Annotated in this window: 13 protein-coding genes; 8 read left to right on the top strand and 5 right to left on the bottom strand. The window is 69.9% G+C overall.

Going from position 1 to position 14,904, the window contains the following annotated elements; translation table 11 throughout:
* Window positions 1-4: 4 nt before the first annotated feature.
* Genes bcrC through had form a run of 4 tightly spaced genes read right to left on the bottom strand, consistent with a single transcriptional unit; the run spans window position 5 to window position 4,221 of the window.
* Window positions 5-1,180 carry a benzoyl-CoA reductase subunit C gene (bcrC, locus tag Q0309_RS06810; RefSeq protein WP_299438834.1) on the bottom strand — a complete coding sequence of 392 codons (1,176 nt, stop codon included), beginning with the start codon at window positions 1,178-1,180 and terminating at the stop codon, window positions 5-7.
* Between the two features lie 2 nt (window positions 1,181-1,182).
* Window positions 1,183-1,965 (bottom strand): cyclohexa-1,5-dienecarbonyl-CoA hydratase, encoded by a 783-nt coding sequence (locus Q0309_RS06805; RefSeq protein WP_299438832.1) that lies wholly within the window; start codon window positions 1,963-1,965, stop codon window positions 1,183-1,185.
* Window positions 1,962-3,101: a 6-oxocyclohex-1-ene-1-carbonyl-CoA hydratase gene (gene oah / locus Q0309_RS06800; RefSeq protein ID WP_299438830.1), complete on the bottom strand. Its 1,140-nt coding sequence runs from the start codon at window positions 3,099-3,101 to the stop codon at window positions 1,962-1,964. Before oah ends, Q0309_RS06805 begins: the two co-directional genes overlap by 4 nt.
* A gap of 52 nt (window positions 3,102-3,153) precedes the next feature.
* Window positions 3,154-4,221 carry a 6-hydroxycyclohex-1-ene-1-carbonyl-CoA dehydrogenase gene (gene had, locus Q0309_RS06795; protein ID WP_299438827.1) on the bottom strand — a complete coding sequence of 356 codons (1,068 nt, stop codon included), beginning with the start codon at window positions 4,219-4,221 and terminating at the stop codon, window positions 3,154-3,156.
* A gap of 201 nt (window positions 4,222-4,422) precedes the next feature.
* Here had and Q0309_RS06790 point away from each other — a divergent pair, with 201 nt between their 5' ends.
* Window positions 4,423-5,610: an acyl-CoA dehydrogenase gene (locus Q0309_RS06790; protein WP_299438825.1), complete on the top strand. Its 1,188-nt coding sequence runs from the start codon at window positions 4,423-4,425 to the stop codon at window positions 5,608-5,610.
* Between the two features lie 11 nt (window positions 5,611-5,621).
* Here Q0309_RS06790 and fdhD read toward each other — a convergent pair whose 3' ends face one another.
* A complete protein-coding gene (fdhD, locus tag Q0309_RS06785) occupies window positions 5,622-6,413 on the bottom strand; it encodes a formate dehydrogenase accessory sulfurtransferase FdhD (RefSeq protein WP_299438823.1) in 792 nt (263 codons plus the stop codon).
* Window positions 6,414-6,592: 179 nt separating this feature from the next.
* Between fdhD and Q0309_RS06780 the strand changes: the two genes are divergently transcribed.
* From Q0309_RS06780 to padH, 7 genes are all read left to right on the top strand, one after another.
* Window positions 6,593-9,331, top strand: a complete 2,739-nt coding sequence (locus Q0309_RS06780; protein ID WP_299438820.1) for a molybdopterin-dependent oxidoreductase — start codon at window positions 6,593-6,595, stop codon at window positions 9,329-9,331.
* On the top strand, window positions 9,328-9,984 hold the full coding sequence (locus Q0309_RS06775; protein ID WP_299438818.1) for a 4Fe-4S dicluster domain-containing protein: 657 nt from the start codon (window positions 9,328-9,330) through the stop codon (window positions 9,982-9,984). Before Q0309_RS06780 ends, Q0309_RS06775 begins: the two co-directional genes overlap by 4 nt.
* Window positions 9,981-10,922: a phenylacetyl CoA gene (locus tag Q0309_RS06770; RefSeq protein ID WP_299438816.1), complete on the top strand. Its 942-nt coding sequence runs from the start codon at window positions 9,981-9,983 to the stop codon at window positions 10,920-10,922. The genes Q0309_RS06775 and Q0309_RS06770 overlap by 4 nt, the downstream gene beginning before the upstream one ends.
* A 138-nt stretch (window positions 10,923-11,060) precedes the next feature.
* The gene (locus tag Q0309_RS06765; protein WP_299438813.1) at window positions 11,061-11,474 is read left to right on the top strand and encodes a hotdog domain-containing protein; all 414 of its coding nucleotides are present in this window, start codon (window positions 11,061-11,063) and stop codon (window positions 11,472-11,474) included.
* Between the two features lie 53 nt (window positions 11,475-11,527).
* The gene (gene padE / locus Q0309_RS06760) at window positions 11,528-12,403 is read left to right on the top strand and encodes an NADH-dependent phenylglyoxylate dehydrogenase subunit gamma (RefSeq protein WP_299438811.1); all 876 of its coding nucleotides are present in this window, start codon (window positions 11,528-11,530) and stop codon (window positions 12,401-12,403) included.
* A complete protein-coding gene (gene padG / locus Q0309_RS06755) occupies window positions 12,400-13,623 on the top strand; it encodes an NADH-dependent phenylglyoxylate dehydrogenase subunit alpha (RefSeq protein WP_299438809.1) in 1,224 nt (407 codons plus the stop codon). Before padE ends, padG begins: the two co-directional genes overlap by 4 nt.
* A 15-nt stretch (window positions 13,624-13,638) precedes the next feature.
* Window positions 13,639-14,898 carry an NADH-dependent phenylglyoxylate dehydrogenase subunit epsilon gene (gene padH, locus Q0309_RS06750; RefSeq protein ID WP_299438807.1) on the top strand — a complete coding sequence of 420 codons (1,260 nt, stop codon included), beginning with the start codon at window positions 13,639-13,641 and terminating at the stop codon, window positions 14,896-14,898.
* The last annotated feature ends 6 nt before the right edge of the window (window positions 14,899-14,904 follow it).

The raw sequence follows: 14,904 nt of genomic DNA, 5'->3' as shown, positions 1-14,904 counted from the left end.
CGGCTCAGCTCCACAGTTTGATGGAATCGGCGAAGGCACCGGCCTGTTCGCGGATGGGCTGCATCTGGCCGGAGTTCTCGGCGTACTTGAAGCTCATGTTCGGGATGCCGGCGTCGGACAGGCGTCCGCAGATCATCGGCCGGTCGAGCAACGCCGGATCGCAGAAGCTGGGGGCGGCGTAGATCACGCCCTCGGCGCCGGTCTGCTTGACGCGCTCGACGTGGAAGCGGCCCTTGTCCGCCTCGTTCGGCACGTACTTGCACGACGTCTCCACCGAGTGCCGCAGGTAGGCGGTGGACAGCGCCGCAAGGGGGTCGCCGTCGGTGGCCACGTCCTCGGTGATGAAGCGGTTGACCAGGCTGTAGTCGTCCTCGACCACGTAGCAGCCGGCCATCTCGATCGACTTCAGCAGGGCCAGCGGCGGCTGTTCGCAGAACGAGCCGAAGATTGCGACGCGGACGTTGTCCTTGCGCGGCCGGTCCTCGATGTCCAGCGCGGCCAGGTAGTCGGCCAGCAGGGCGTTGTGTTCCTCCACCGGCATCATCAGGCCGGCGCGCATGACGACGTAGACGTCGGCGGCCGGCGCCTTCCACGGTTCCGCCGCGCGGGCGTCGTAGACGGCGCGCACCAGCCGACGGTTCTCGTTGTACAGCGCGATGGAGGCCCGCAACGCCGCGTCGGTGATGTCCCGCCCGGTCAGGCGTTCCAGGTCGGCGCGAAGTTCGCGCAATTCGTGGGTGTAGTACGTCCCGCCGATCTCCGGATCAAAGTTCTGCGGCGTGTCGAAGAACTTGGTCCAGACGTCGGGGAACATCACCTTCCACATGCCCGACAGATTGCGGATCACGTCGCAGACGAACGGGAACAGCAGGCCGTCGACGAAATCCAGGCGACCGGTCACCCCCAGTTCGATGGTCGAGCGCGGAATGCGGCAGATGTAGCTCTGGTAGTAGGCGTCGCCGTGGATGACCTCGATGCGGTCGCCGCCACCGAACAGGCCCAGCGGCAGGCAACCGGCGGCGTGGATCAGTTCCATCGGCACGTACACCGGCAGGAAGCCGACCACCTTGCGGCCGGGCTCGGCGGCCTTCCAGTCGCGCGCCGCCTGAAAACTCAGGTCATCGACGATGGATTCGCAGCGCCGGGCGATGACGCCGGCCTTGGAAACGGGCATGTCCATGGTCAATGGCCCTCCCATGTTGCCGGACGCTTCTCCAGGAAGGCGTTCAGCCCCTCGTTGGCGTCGTGCGTGCGCATCAGCTCGGACAGGTACAGGTCTTCCAGCGCGCCCAGTTTGTCGCGCACCCGCTCCACCAGGCCCAGCCGCGCGGCCTTGACACCCAGGCGCAGCACCGCCGGGCTGTGCCGGGCCGGCCCCTGGTCGAACCACGCCAGGGCGGCGGCCTCGGGGTCGTCGCCGACGTGCTGGGCCAGCCCCAGGCGCGCGGCCTCGGCGCCGTCGATGGAACGGCCGGACAGCAGCAGATCCTCGGCCGCGCCCAGGGGCATTCTCTCGGGCAGCAGACAAGAGGCCGCCGGCGGGAACACGCCGAGTTGGATTTCCGGCTGACCCAGCCGGGTCTCCGGGTGGACGAACAGTATGTGTCCGGCCGTCGCCACCTCCAGCCCGCCGCCCAGGCACTGGCCTCGCGCCGCCACCATCACCGGCAGCGGATAGGCCAGCAGGTCGAGCACCAGCCGGTGCAGGGTGGCCAGCATGGCGGCGACCCGGTCTGGCATGTGCTCCTCGACGCTGGCGCCAAAGCTGAAGTGCGGGCCTTCGTGGTCGATCAGCACACCGCGCAGCATCTGGGCGTCCCGATGCTCCGCCAGTGCTGAGGACAGCGCGCCGATCATGGCGGCGTCGACGATGTTGGCCTTGGGCCGCGACAGCCGCAGACGCAACAGGGCGCCGTCGCGGTCCAGCCAGACCTTGAGGGGGGAAGAGGCCGGCGCGTCGCTCATTTGCCGGCCCTCGCGGCGGGCAGCAGGCTCTCGGTCAACTCCGGCGTCCAGGGCGTGCCCTTGGCCAGCGCCTGACGCAGGCCGACGAAGTCGATCTCGCGGTCGGCCTTGGTGCCCTCGTTGAAGGCCCGGAACCCGGCGCGGGCCTCGGTCATCATATTCAGCGCCAGCCACGCCCGGCTGTTCTCCTTGTTGGCGTTCCAGGCGTTCAGCTTGGGCTTGCGCAGTTCCTCGATGGTCTTGGTGAAGCAGTCGGGGAAGGTCAGCAGGATCTTGGCGCACAGTTCCTCGACCTTCTGGTCCAGCAGGGACAGGTCGATCTCGCCCTTTTTGAGTGTGGCCTTGGCGGCCTCGGCCTCCTCGCCGGTGCGGAACTCGCCGTGGACGATACGGCCGTACTCGTCGGTCCAGCGGTCGGTGATGACCAGCGGGTTGGGCACGAATTTTCCGTCCACCTTCAGCGCCGGGACGATGTCGGTCAGCAGGCCGAGGCGCGCCGCCTTGTGCGCCGACCACGCCTCGCACAACGAGCCGGAGACCATGGCCATCTCGCAGCCGAGCATGACCGGCAGGAAGTCGGTGGACCCGCCGACGGGGGCCGAGCCGTGCTTGGGGCCGGCCTGCCCGAAGCGGGCGAGGTCCTGGGACACCGAGAAGTCGCAGGCCATGCCGATTTCCTGGCCGCCGCCGATGCGCATTCCGTTCACGCGGCAGATCACCGGCTTGTCGCAGCCCAGGATGGCCGAGACCATGTCATTGAACAGGCGGATGTACTGGCGGTACTCCTGCGGATTGCCGGCGTAGTACTCGGCGTATTCCTTGGTGTTGCCGCCGGTGCAGAACGCCTTGTCGCCGGTGGCCGTGAACACCACAGCGACCACGTCCCGCGCGCACGAAGCCTCCCGAAACGCCAGGATGACGCCCTTGACCATGTCGGTGGTGTACGAGTTGTACTGCTTCGGGTTGTCCAGGGTGATCCAGGCGTTGTACAGGCCCGCGACCTCCTTGCCGTCGGGAGTGCGCGCCGGCTTCTTCTCGAAGATCACGCCGGGCCGCACGAAGTCGCGCGTCAGGGTGTGATCGAAAAGCGCGGCCGGAGCGGTGGCCGTGGTGACGGAAGCGGTATCGGCGGTCATGCTCTGCCCTCTTATGATGTGGGGTGTGTCTCGATTGGCCTTTTCGGCGCGCTCAGGGAACCATCACCGCGCGGCGCGCCAGACGATGGGCGTGGGCGTCCTCGATGACGCGGTTGATCTCGGCCAGGGGATGGCGCTCGACGAAGGCGCCCAGTTCGATGCGCCGGTCGAGGATCAGGTCGAGCGCGGCTGGGTACAGGTCCGGCGTGCAGCCCCAGTTGCCGAGGACGCGGGCGTGGAAGGCCATCAGGTTGGACAGCCGCACCTCAACCCGGTCCATGGTGAAGCCGACGATTGCCAGCGTCGCCCCATGCACCAGCAGGGACCAGGCCGTGGTCTGCCCGGCGGCGGTGCCGGAGCATTCGAAGATCGCCCATTCGCGGGACGAGGCGCCCCGTTCCTTGGCGAAGGCGGCGATCTCCTTGCGAAGACCGCGCGGGTCGGCACCCTTGACGTTGATGGTCTTGGCGGCACCGTGGGGGGCGATGGCCTCCAGCTTGGCGTCGTCCACGTCCAGCGCCACCACCACGCCGCCGAACGCGGCGGCGATCTGCGCGCAATAGCCGCCGACGCCGCCGACGCCGATCACCACGCACAGGGTGCCGGGGGTGACCTCGGCCTGTGTCACTGCCTGATAGGGCGTGGTCACCGCGTCGGCGACCACCGAAACGTCGGCCAGGCCGAGGCCGATGGCGGCCAGGCGATCCTCGTCCACGGGACATAGACCATGCGCCGGCACCGTGATATGCGTGGCGAAGCCGCCGTCGATGTCGTTGCCCGGCATCTTCTGGTGCGGGCAGATGGTGCCCTTGCCTCGGCGGCACAGATCACACACCCCACAGGGCATGACGGCGGGGATGATGACCGCGCGTCCTTGCCAGTCCGCGGCGCCCTCGCCGGTGGCGACGACGTGGCCGCTGATCTCGTGGCCCAGAGTCAGGGGCAAGGGATGATTGGTGCGCACGCCGTCATACAGAAAGCCCAGGTCGGTATGACAGACGCCGCAGCCGGCGATTTCCACGACCACCTGCCCGGCGGGCGGATCGGTCACCGCCAACGGGCGCCGTTCGAACGGCTGGCCAAGCGCGGTCATGACCCATTGATGGGCTTCGTTGGACATTCGCTTCTCCCTGCTCGCGTCTTCTGGCGGCTCCTGTTTCCGCTTGGGAAGCCGCTTGGGCCGGGCCGATTCGCGCCGCGAAATGCCCCGACCGTTAATAATGGCATTGACGTACCATAATGCTTCTTACAAAGTCAAGCGGGTTTCGGGCGGCCGGCGCGGCCGTCCTGCCCGCCTCACTCTCAGTTCACGTGGAGACGAATGATGCCGGCCGAGATCGCCTCGTTTCAGTGGGATGACCCCCTGCTTCTGGAAGACGTTCTGACCGAGGACGAGCGCATGGTGCGCGATTCGGCCCGGGCGTACTGCCAGGACAAGCTGATGCCCAGGGTCACCCTGGCGCACCGCCACGAGGTGTTCGACCGCGCCATCATGACCGAGATGGGCGCGCTTGGCTTTCTCGGCCCCACCCTGCCCGAGACCTACGGCTGTGCCGGCGTGTCTTATGTCTGCTACGGCCTGATCGCGCGCGAGGTCGAGCGCGTCGACAGCGGCTACCGCTCAGCCATGAGCGTGCAGTCGTCGCTGGTCATGCACCCCATCCACGCCTACGGCACCGAGGACCAGCGGCGGAAGTACCTGCCCCGGCTGGCCACCGGCGAGTGGGTCGGCTGCTTCGGCCTGACCGAGCCGGACGCCGGCTCCGATCCCGGCAGTCTGCGCACCCGTGCCCGGACCGTGGACGGCGGCTACCTGCTGACCGGCACCAAGACCTGGATCACCAACAGCCCCATCGCCGACGTCTTCGTCGTCTGGGCCAAGACCGACGACGACATCATTCGCGGATTCGTGCTGGAAAAGGGCATGAAGGGCCTGTCGGCGCCCAAGATCGAGGGCAAGTTCAGCCTGCGCGCCTCGCTCACGGGCGAAATCGTCATGGATGAGGTGTTCGTGCCGGCGGAGAACCTTCTGCCCAACGTTCAAAACCTCAAGGGGCCGTTCGGGTGCCTCAACCGGGCGCGGTACGGCATTTCCTGGGGCGCGCTGGGCGCGGCCGAATTCTGCTGGCACGCCGCGCGGCAGTACACGCTCGACCGCAAGCAGTTCGGCCGCCCACTGGCGCAGACGCAGTTGATCCAGAAGAAGCTGACCGACATGCAGACCGAGATCACGCTCGGCCTGCACGCCTGCCTGCGGGTCGGGCGGCTGTTGGACGACGGCCGGATGGCGCCGGAGATGATCAGCCTGGTCAAGCGCAACAGTTGCGGCAAGGCGCTCGACATGGCCCGCGCCGCGCGTGACATGCACGGCGGCAACGGCATCGCCGACGAGTTCCACGTCATCCGCCATGTGCTGAACCTGGAGGCCGTGAACACCTACGAGGGGACTCACGATGTCCACGCCCTGATCCTGGGCCGCGCCCAAACCGGGCTGAACGCGTTTTTCTGAGGCCCCCTCGCCTACCCCAGCGCGCGTTCGACCTCGGGCGGGAACCACGCCACTTCATCAGGGCCGGCGCGCGCGGCCAGGGTCATGCCGGCCCGGGCGGCCGTGTCCAGCGCCAGCGTCGTGGGGGCCGAGATCGTCGCCAGCACCGGCACGCCGACCCGCGCCGCCTTGTGCACCAGTTCGACACTGCACCGGCTGGACATCACGACGAAGCCGTCCGCCGGGTTGAGGTCGGCCCGCACCACCGCGCCGATCAGCTTGTCCAGGGCGTTGTGCCGGCCCACGTCCTCGCGGGCCATCAGGATCGCCCCGTCCGGCCCGCAGAACGCCGCCGCGTGAACCGAGCGGGTGCGCGCGTTCAGCGGCTGGTGGTCGGGCAAGGCGGCGAACGCCCGCGTGATCGCCGCCGGCGTCAACCCAGGCGGTGGGGCGCCAACCCGCGCCGGCTTGGGAACCGCCTGGGCCAGTGTTTCCACGCCGCACAGACCACAGCCGGTGCGCCCCTCCAGCCCGCGCCGTCCGGCCAGCCGATCCGTGTCCGCCTGGTCGGGGTCCACGGCGAGGCACAGTTCCCAGCCCATGTCGAGGCGGGTTGTCTTCGTCAGCAGCAGGGCGTCCGGCGCGGCGATCAGGCCCTCGCCCAGGCAGAACCCAAGCGCGAAGTCCTCCAGGTCGGCCGGCGTCGCCATCATCACCGCGAACGGCGCGGCGTTGATGACCACGGCCACAGGAGTCTCCTCGGCCAGGGTCCAGTCGACCCCGCCGACGGTCCCGTCGGCCCCATGCCGTTGTCCCCGTGCCATGGGCATCGGCCGCCTCCTCTTCCTTGCCCCCACCGTGTTCCTTGGATGCCAGCGTAACGCACTCAGGATCAGGATCGATCGCTTCCGTTTTCCTTTGGCGGCGTCCACCAAAAACGATATCATACGACAAAACCGGCAAACCGGTACGATTATGCGCTATAGCGCGGAGGACACGTCCGATGACGTCGACGCAAGCCCAGGAGGCTCGGCGGGTGCCGACCTTCTGCTACAACTGCGTGGCTGGTCCCGACCTGATGACCGTCAGGGTCGAGAACGGTGTCGCCACCCAAGTGGAGCCGAATTTCGCCGCCAAGGGCATTCACCCGGCGGACGGCCGGGTCTGCGTCAAGGCGTTCGGCCTGGTGCAGAAAACGTACAGCCCGCACCGCGTCCTCACGCCCATGAAGCGGACGAACCCGCGCAAGGGGCGTGACGAGGATCCCGGATTCGTTCCCATCACCTGGGACGAGGCGCTCGACACGATCTGCGGCCGGCTCAAGGCGATTCGCGAAACCGGCTTGACCGACGACGACGGGCTGCCCCGCGTGGCGGCGACCTTCGGTCACGGCGGCACGCCGGCCAGCTACATGGGCACCTTTCCCGGCTTTCTCGCCGCCTGGGGACCGATCGACTACAGCTTCGGCTCCGGCCAGGGCGTGAAGTGCGTCCACTCGGAACACCTTTACGGCGAGTTCTGGCATCGCGGGTTCACCGTCTGCGCCGACACCGTACACACCCGGTTCGTGCTGTCCTTCGGCACCAACGTCGAGGTCTCCGGCGGCCCCTGCGCGGTGGCCCGCCACGCCGACGCCCGGGTGCGCGGCATCAAGCGGGTGCAGGTGGAACCGCACCTGTCGATCACCGCCGCCGCCTCGGCCGAGTGGGTGCCGATCAAACCGAAGACCGACGCCGCGTTCATGCTGGCGCTGGTGCATGTGCTGCTGCACGAGGCGCCGCGCGAGCGGCTCGATCTGGCGTTCCTGCGCGACCGCACCGCCTCGCCCTACCTCGTCGGCCCGCATGGTTACTACCTGCGCGACCCCGACACCGGCAAACCGCTCGTATGGGACACGGCGAGCGCAACGGCGACGCCGCACGACGCGGCGAACCTCACGCCGGCCCTGGAGGGGCGCCACACGGTCGGCCCGGCGATCGAACGCGGTCCCGACGACCAAACATGGCATCACGACTCGACGACGGGCGCCACCGCCTTCACGGTCATGGTCGAGGAAATGCGGCCCTACTCCCCCGAATGGGCGTCCGGCATCTGCGACGTGCCGGCCGCGACCATGCGCCGCCTCGCCAACGAATACCTTGACCACGCCTGCGTCGGCGAGACCATCGAGGTCGACGGCCAGACCTTGCCCTTCCGGCCGGTCGCCGTGACCCTGGGCAAGACGGTCAACAACGGCTGGGGCGCGTTCCCCTGCTGCTGGGCGCGAACCATGCTGGCTACCCTGGTCGGCGCGCTGGAGGTGCCCGGCGGCACCCTGGGGACCACCGTCCGCCTCAACCGCCCGCACGAAAACCGACTGGCCAGCGTGCAGCCCGGCGAGGACGGCTTCATGGTCGCCCGCCTCAACCGCACCGGCCGCAAGACCTGGGAGGCCAAGCCCTCCGGCCGCAATGCGCACAGAACCCTGGTGCCGCTGGTGGGGGGCTCGGCGTGGGGGCAGGCGCTCGGCCCCACTCACCTGGCCTGGATGTTCGTGCGCGAAGCCCCCCAGGACTGGCCGCGCCCAACCTTTCCCGAGGTCTGGTTCACCTACCGAACCAACCCCGCGATCTCGTTCTGGGACACGACCCAGATCGCCGAGACCATCGCCCGGATGCCCTTCGTCGTCTCGTTCGCCTACACGCACGACGAAACCAACCACATGGCCGACATCCTGCTGCCGGACGCCACCGACCTGGAGAGCACGCAGCTCATCCGCATCGGCGGCACGAAGTATGTCGAGCAGCACTGGAACCACCACGGCTTCGCCCTGCGCCAGCCGGCGGTGCCACCGTGCGGCGAGGCGCGCGACCTGTCCTGGATCGCCGGCGAGTTGGCCCGCCGCACCGGCCTGCTGGAGGGCTACAACGCGGCCATCAACCGGGGCGCCGGCGGCGTGCCGCTGACGGGCGACGGCTACGACCATTCCCTCGCCGAGGACGCCGAACACGACGTCGAGGCCATCTGGGACGCCATCTGCAAGGCCGCCTCCGCCGACCTGACCCAGGGGCGGGACGTCAAGGATCTGGCGTGGTTCAAGGATCACGGCTTCCAGGTCGTGCCCTTCCGCCGCCTGGACTGGTACCTGCACCCGACCATGGTGGAGCAGGGATTGCGCTATGAACTGCCGTACCAGGAGCGCCTGTTCCGCGTCGGCAAGGAATTGGGCGCCCGCATGACCGAGGCCGGCCACACCTGGTGGACCGAGCAGGTCAAGGAATACGAGGCGATCCCCCGCTGGCACGACTTTCCGGGCTTCTGGGTCCGGTCCCTGCGGGACGCCGGCGTCGACCCGGAGGACTACCCGTTCTGGGCGGTCTCCACCAAGAGTATGCAGTACTCGGCCGGCAACAACGCCGGCATCCAGCTCATGCACGAGGTGGCGGAGAACGTGCGCGGCACCGGCCGCATCGTGCTCAACGCCGGGACGGCGCGGCGGCTGGGCATCGCCGCCGGCGACCGGGTCGAGGTGCGCTCCCCGGTTGGCACCACCGAGGGCCGGGCCGAACCCGTCGAGGGCATCCGCCCCGACACCGTGGTCATCCCCGGTCAGTTCGGGCACTGGGCCACGCCCTACGCCAAGGACCTGGACTACGCCACGCTGAACACGGTTTCCGCGCTGTCGCTCGCCCTCACCGACTCGACCGGCTCGGGCGCGGACGTGGCGCTGGTGGCCCTGCGCAAGGTGGGAGGCACCCGATGACCCGCTTTGTCATGGTTGCCGACCTGCGCCGCTGCGTCGGCTGTCAAACCTGCACCGCCGCCTGCAAGCACGCCAACGCCACCGTGCCGGGCGTGCAGTGGCGCCGCGTGCTGGACATGGAGGTCGGCCAGTATCCGGACGTTCAGCGACTGTTCGTGCCCACCGGATGCCAACACTGTCAGGCGCCCGCCTGCGTCGAGGTCTGTCCGTCCACGGCCACGCGCAAACGGCCCGACGGGGTGGTGGTCATTGATTACGACATCTGCATTGGCTGCGACTATTGCGCCCTCTCCTGCCCCTACGACGCCCGCTACAAGGTCGACGAGCCGACGTGGGCCTTCGGCGACCAGCCCACCGCGCCGGAGGCCGCCCGCTTCGATAAGAGCAAGCTCGGCGTGACGCAGAAGTGCACCTTCTGCGTCGACCGGATCGATTCGGGGCTCGCCCGGGGCTTGACGCCCGGGGTCGACCCCGAGGCCACGCCGGCCTGTGTCAACGCCTGCATCTCCGGGGCCATGACCTTCGGCGACCTGGATGATCCCGACAGCGCCGTTTCGCGCCTGCTGCGCGAGAACCGCCATTTCCGCATGAACGAGGACGCCGGCACCGGCCCCAGTTTCTTCTACCTTTGGGACAAGGAGGCGGGACCGTGACGGCACCCCCTCGCCTGACCCTCGGCCACCGGCCCCGGCTGCAGCCGTTCTGGGATGTGCGCGCGGCCTGCAACTTCATCGGCGGCGGCACCGGTACCGGGCTGATCATGGTCGCCGCCGGCGCCGCGCTGGTCGGCGGCCCCTGGTGGCCCGCCGCGCTTGTCGGTTTCGCGTGCGTGGCCTTCGGGCTGGGCATGGTGTTCCTGGAGATCGGGCGGCCGTGGCGGGCCATCAACGTGTTCTTCCACCCGCAAACCTCGTGGATGACGCGGGAAAGCGTGCTGGCCATGCCGCTGTTCGGGCTGGGCGCGGCCGCGCTCGGCGCCGGCTTGGTTCTGGGCGCTGACAGCGGCGTTGCCATCGCGGCCCTGGTGCTGGCCGCCCTGATCGCCGCCGGGTTCCTGTACTGTCAGGCCAACATCCTGCGCGCCGTGCGCGGCGTGCCGGCGTGGCGCGAGCCCGCGCTGCGGCCGGCCATGCTCGCCACCGGCCTGGCCGAGGGAGCCGGGCTGTTCCTCGTCGTCGGCGCCCTGGCGTCGCCGACACCGCCCGCCTGGAGCCTCTGGCTCGCCCTGCTGGCCGTGGCGGCGCGAGGGGCGGCGTGGAGTCGCTATCATCGGACCCTGCATCGCGCCGGCGCGCCCGAGGCCAGCCTGAGGGTGCTGGACCGGATGGCGCCCTGGGTCCTGGGGCTCGGTCATGGGCTGCCGGCTGTTCTGCTGGCGATGGCGCTGGCGCTACCGCCGACGATGGGATCGGCCGCGCCATCCGTCATGGCTGGCGTGGCGGGCCTGCTCATCGCCGCCGCCGGTTGGACCGCGAAGCTGCTGCTGATGACCCGCGCGGCGGCCACGCGCGGGTTCACCGTGCCGCATACGCCGGTGCGTGGACGGGGCACGAGCCGGCCCAGTCCGGCCCCGCCCGGCTGGGGCCTCTGACGGCGGCGGGCCGGGACGCACGGTCTGAACACGATCATTCCGCTTGCGCAAATCGGCCTTGTGGTACTAGAAGGCCCCTGAACCAAGAAAGGACATCGCCGGACAGCACCGGCGGTCCGACAGGGAGGACACGACACCATGAAAGAGACCCTGGTCCCGGGTCTGACCACGACGGTCCGGATCGACATCGACACCGCCCGCACCATCGATTTCATGGGCGAGGACGGCCGCGTTTACGCCACGCCCGAGCTGGTGCGCGACATCGAGATGACCACCCGCGACCTGCTGTTGCGGCACGCCGACGCCGGCGAGGATTCGGTCGGCACGCGCGTCGAGGTCGACCACCTCGCCCCCACACTGGCCGGCATGTGGGTGGAGTTGACCGCCACCGTCGCCGAGGTGGACGGCCGCGCCGTGACCTTTGACGTGACGGGTCGGGACGCCGCCGGCGACATCTGCAAGGGCCGCCACGCGCGCTTCGTGGTCGACGTCGAGAAGACCAAGCAGCGCCTGAGGAAGAAGGCCGAAGCGGTGGCCGCCTCAGCGGCATAGAGGCGCCGGGCCGGAGTCCGCTAGGCGACGGTCCCAGACGGAAAGCCCTATCGATGCACGAGATTCGCATCCATGGTCGCGGCGGCCAGGGCGCCGTGCTCGCCTCCACGATCCTGGCCAAGGCCCTGGTCGAGGAAGGCCGCCACGCGGTGGCCATCCCGTCGTTCGGGTTCGAGCGGCGGGGCGCGCCGGTGGCCGCGTTCCTGCGCTGTGCCGACCGGCCGATCCGCGCCATGACCAACATCTATGCGCCGGACATCATCCTGTGCATCGACACCACGGTCGGGCGCGCCGTCGACATCTTCGCCGGCATGAAGCCGGGCGGCACGCTGGTGCAGGCGACCGGGCTGACGGCGGACGAGTTGGACGTGCCACCCTCGGTCGGCCGGGTGGGCGTGTGCGACGCGGTCGGGCTGGCGCAGGCGATCTACGGCCGGCCCATCACCAACACCATCATGCTCGGCGCCTGCGCGCGCGCCACCGGCCTGGTGTCTCTTGAGGCACTCGAGTCGGCGCTCGAACAGGCGAGCTTCCGCGATGCCGGCCTGACGCAGAACATCGAGGCGGCGCGGCGCGGCTTTCACGAGACCACGGTTCAGGATCGCGCTCGGATCGAGGACAACGCCGATGGCACCGCCCAACCCGTCGCCCCTTCGGCCGCCCCACCAGACAACGGCGACCTGTGCCCCGTCGCCACCCGGCTGAGCCCCATGCTGCCGGGGGACTGGCGCGCGCTGCGGCCGGTGGTGGCGCGCGAGAAGTGCGTCAAGTGCGCCGTCTGCTGGACCTATTGCCCGACCCAGTGCGTGGTGGAGCGGCCGGCCTGGTTCGATTTCGACCTGCGCGTCTGCAAGGGCTGTGGCGTCTGCGCCCAGGAATGCCCACAGCGCGCCATCGCCATGATCCCCGAAACGGACGCCCGCCCATGACCCACGTCGCCACCAACGCGCCCCGCGTCATCGTCTGCGACGGCAACCAGGCCGCCGCCTGGGGTGTCGCGCTGGCCAAGCCCGACGTGGTGGCCGTCTACCCCATCACGCCCCAATCCTCGCTGGTCGAGTACGTCTCGCAGTTCATCGCCGACGGCACCCTGACCGCCACCCTGATGAACGTCGAGGGCGAGCACAGCGTGCTTTCGGCCCTGCAGGGCGCCATGCTGGGCGGCGCGCGCACCTACACCGCGACCTCCGGCCCCGGGCTGGCGTTCATGTTCGAGCCCTACATGCGCACGCCCGGCCTGCGCCTGCCCATGGTGATGTCACTGGTGACCCGTGACGGCATCACCCCGCAATGCGTCTGGGGCGGCCAGCAGGACGCCATGACCGTGCGCGATGTCGGCTGGATCCAGATCTATTGCGAGACCGTTCAGGAGGTCCTGGACACCACGCTCATGGCGTTCCGCATCGCCGAGCACCGCGACGTCATGCTGCCCGTCAACGTCTGCCACGACGGCAACTATCTGTCCTATGGCGTCTCCCGCTTGGAAATCCCGGATGCGCGACAGGCGGAGGCGTTCGTCGGCCCCACGGACGTCAACTGGCACACCGCCCTTGATCCGGCGCGGCCGATGGCCGTCGATCCCCTGACCGGCGGCGCCGGCGGCCCCGGACCGGCCCTGTTCGTGCGCTATCGGAAAAGCCTGTGCGCCGGCATGGAGGCGGCCCTGCGGGTGATCAAGGAGGTCCACGCAGACTTCGCAGACCGGTTCGGCCGCCACCATCCGGCCCTGGTCGAGGCCTACCGCCTGGACGACGCCGACCGCGCCCTGGTCACCATCGGCAGCATGACCGGCGCCGCCAAGGACGCCGTGGACGAGGCCCGCGCGGCCGGAACCCGCGTCGGCCTGCTGAAGATCAAGACCGTGCGGCCGTTCCCGGTGGCCGCCGTGGCCGACGCGTTGTCCGGCGTGGAGGCCATCGGCGTCATCGACCGCGCCGTCAGCTTTGGCTGGAACACCGGGCCGATGCACCAGGAGGTCCTGGCGGCCCTCGCGCGCGGGGGCCGCGTCGTGCCGTCGCTGGGCTTCATCGGCGGTCTGGCCGGCGCCGACATCACCGCCGAGCACGTCGCCCGCGCGATCTTCGACGTGGGCCGCCTGCGCGACGGACAGGCCCCGGCGGGGCCGGTCTGGCTCAACGAAACCGACTGACGGGACCGCGCCGCCATGCCCGACACCGATTACCTGATCGTCGGCAGCAGCCACGCCGCCCTGGAGGCGGTGACCGCCATCCGGATGCACGACCACAGCGGATCCGTCACCCTGGTGACGCGCGACCGCCATCCGCCCTACTCGCCCACCATCCTGCCCTATGTGGTCTCGGGGCGGGCCAAGCCGGAGCGGGTCCCGCTGCGCGACAGCGGCTGGTTCGCGGCCCAGGGGGCAACGTTCGTGCGCGAGGACGCCCTGGTCGGCCTTGATCCGGACGCATTCACGGCGCGGTTGGAGTCCGGGGCCATGTGGCGCTACGGCAAGCTGTTGCTGGCCACCGGCGCCCGCCCCGTGGTGCCCGACATTGCCGGGCTGGAGACGGTGCCCCGGCACGTCCTGCGCACCCTCGACGACGCCGTGGCCCTGCGCGAGGCGATCGGCGCGGCGCGGCGGGCGGTGGTTCTGGGCGCCGGGCTGGTGGGGATGCACGCGGCCGAGAACCTGGTGACGGCCGGCCTGGACGTGACCATCGTCGAGCGCGGCGCGCATCCCCTGCCGCTCTACTTCGGCGCCACCGCCGCGGCCATGATCGGTCAGGCCTTCGCCGCCCGGGGCGCGCGCCTGCTGTGCGGTCGCACCGTGGCCTCGGCGCAAGGCGGGGGCGACGGCGCGGTGGCGCTGGCGCTGGACGACGGCGAGACCCTGGCCACCGACCTGCTGGTGGTGGCCGCCGGCGTGGTCCCGGAAACGGGCTATCTGGCCGGCACCGATATCGGACTCGGCGCCGCCGGGGGGATCCTGGTGGACGCCCACATGCGCACCACCCGGCCCGGCATCTGGGCCGCCGGCGACGTCACCGAGGGACCGGCCTTCGGCGGCGGCGTGGCGGTCAGCGGCATCCTGCCGAGCGCGGTGGACCAGGGCCGCATCGCCGGCATGGACATGGCCGGCGACCGGGTGCCGCCCTACGACGGCGCCATTCCCCTCAACACCTACGCGGCCTTCGGTCGCCATGCGGTGTCGGTGGGCGATGCCCTGGCCGAGGGCGACGACCTGGACGTGCACGAGGACGGCGACCCGGAGACCGGCCGCTATCGCCGGCTAGTGCTGCGTGACGGACGGCTGGTGGGCGCGACGGTGATCGGCGAGGCCATCGACGGCGGCATCCTGCGCCAGTTGATCCTGCGCCGCACCGACCTGACGCCGGTCAAGGACGCCTTTCTCGCCGCCCCGCGCGACACCGCACGGGTCCTCATGTCGCGCCTCTGGCGGTAGCGCGGA

The organism is uncultured Rhodospira sp., assembly GCF_937138205.1.
Classification (GTDB): Bacteria; Pseudomonadota; Alphaproteobacteria; order Rhodospirillales; family Rhodospirillaceae; genus Rhodospira.
This window is presented reverse-complemented; position numbering and strand designations above follow the sequence as displayed.

Bases quoted from the DNA above. Each gene is read 5' to 3' on its own strand.
- bcrC (WP_299438834.1), bottom strand. From the start codon at position 1,180: ATGGACATGCCCGTTTCCAAGGCCGGCGTCATCGCCCGGCGCTGCGAA.
- Q0309_RS06805 (WP_299438832.1), bottom strand. From the start codon at position 1,965: ATGAGCGACGCGCCGGCCTCTTCCCCCCTCAAGGTCTGGCTGGACCGC.
- oah (WP_299438830.1), bottom strand. From the start codon at position 3,101: ATGACCGCCGATACCGCTTCCGTCACCACGGCCACCGCTCCGGCCGCG.
- had (WP_299438827.1), bottom strand. From the start codon at position 4,221: ATGTCCAACGAAGCCCATCAATGGGTCATGACCGCGCTTGGCCAGCCG.
- Q0309_RS06790 (WP_299438825.1), top strand. From the start codon at position 4,423: ATGATGCCGGCCGAGATCGCCTCGTTTCAGTGGGATGACCCCCTGCTT.
- fdhD (WP_299438823.1), bottom strand. From the start codon at position 6,413: ATGGCACGGGGACAACGGCATGGGGCCGACGGGACCGTCGGCGGGGTC.
- Q0309_RS06780 (WP_299438820.1), top strand. From the start codon at position 6,593: ATGACGTCGACGCAAGCCCAGGAGGCTCGGCGGGTGCCGACCTTCTGC.
- Q0309_RS06775 (WP_299438818.1), top strand. From the start codon at position 9,328: ATGACCCGCTTTGTCATGGTTGCCGACCTGCGCCGCTGCGTCGGCTGT.
- Q0309_RS06765 (WP_299438813.1), top strand. From the start codon at position 11,061: ATGAAAGAGACCCTGGTCCCGGGTCTGACCACGACGGTCCGGATCGAC.
- padE (WP_299438811.1), top strand. From the start codon at position 11,528: ATGCACGAGATTCGCATCCATGGTCGCGGCGGCCAGGGCGCCGTGCTC.
- padG (WP_299438809.1), top strand. From the start codon at position 12,400: ATGACCCACGTCGCCACCAACGCGCCCCGCGTCATCGTCTGCGACGGC.
- padH (WP_299438807.1), top strand. From the start codon at position 13,639: ATGCCCGACACCGATTACCTGATCGTCGGCAGCAGCCACGCCGCCCTG.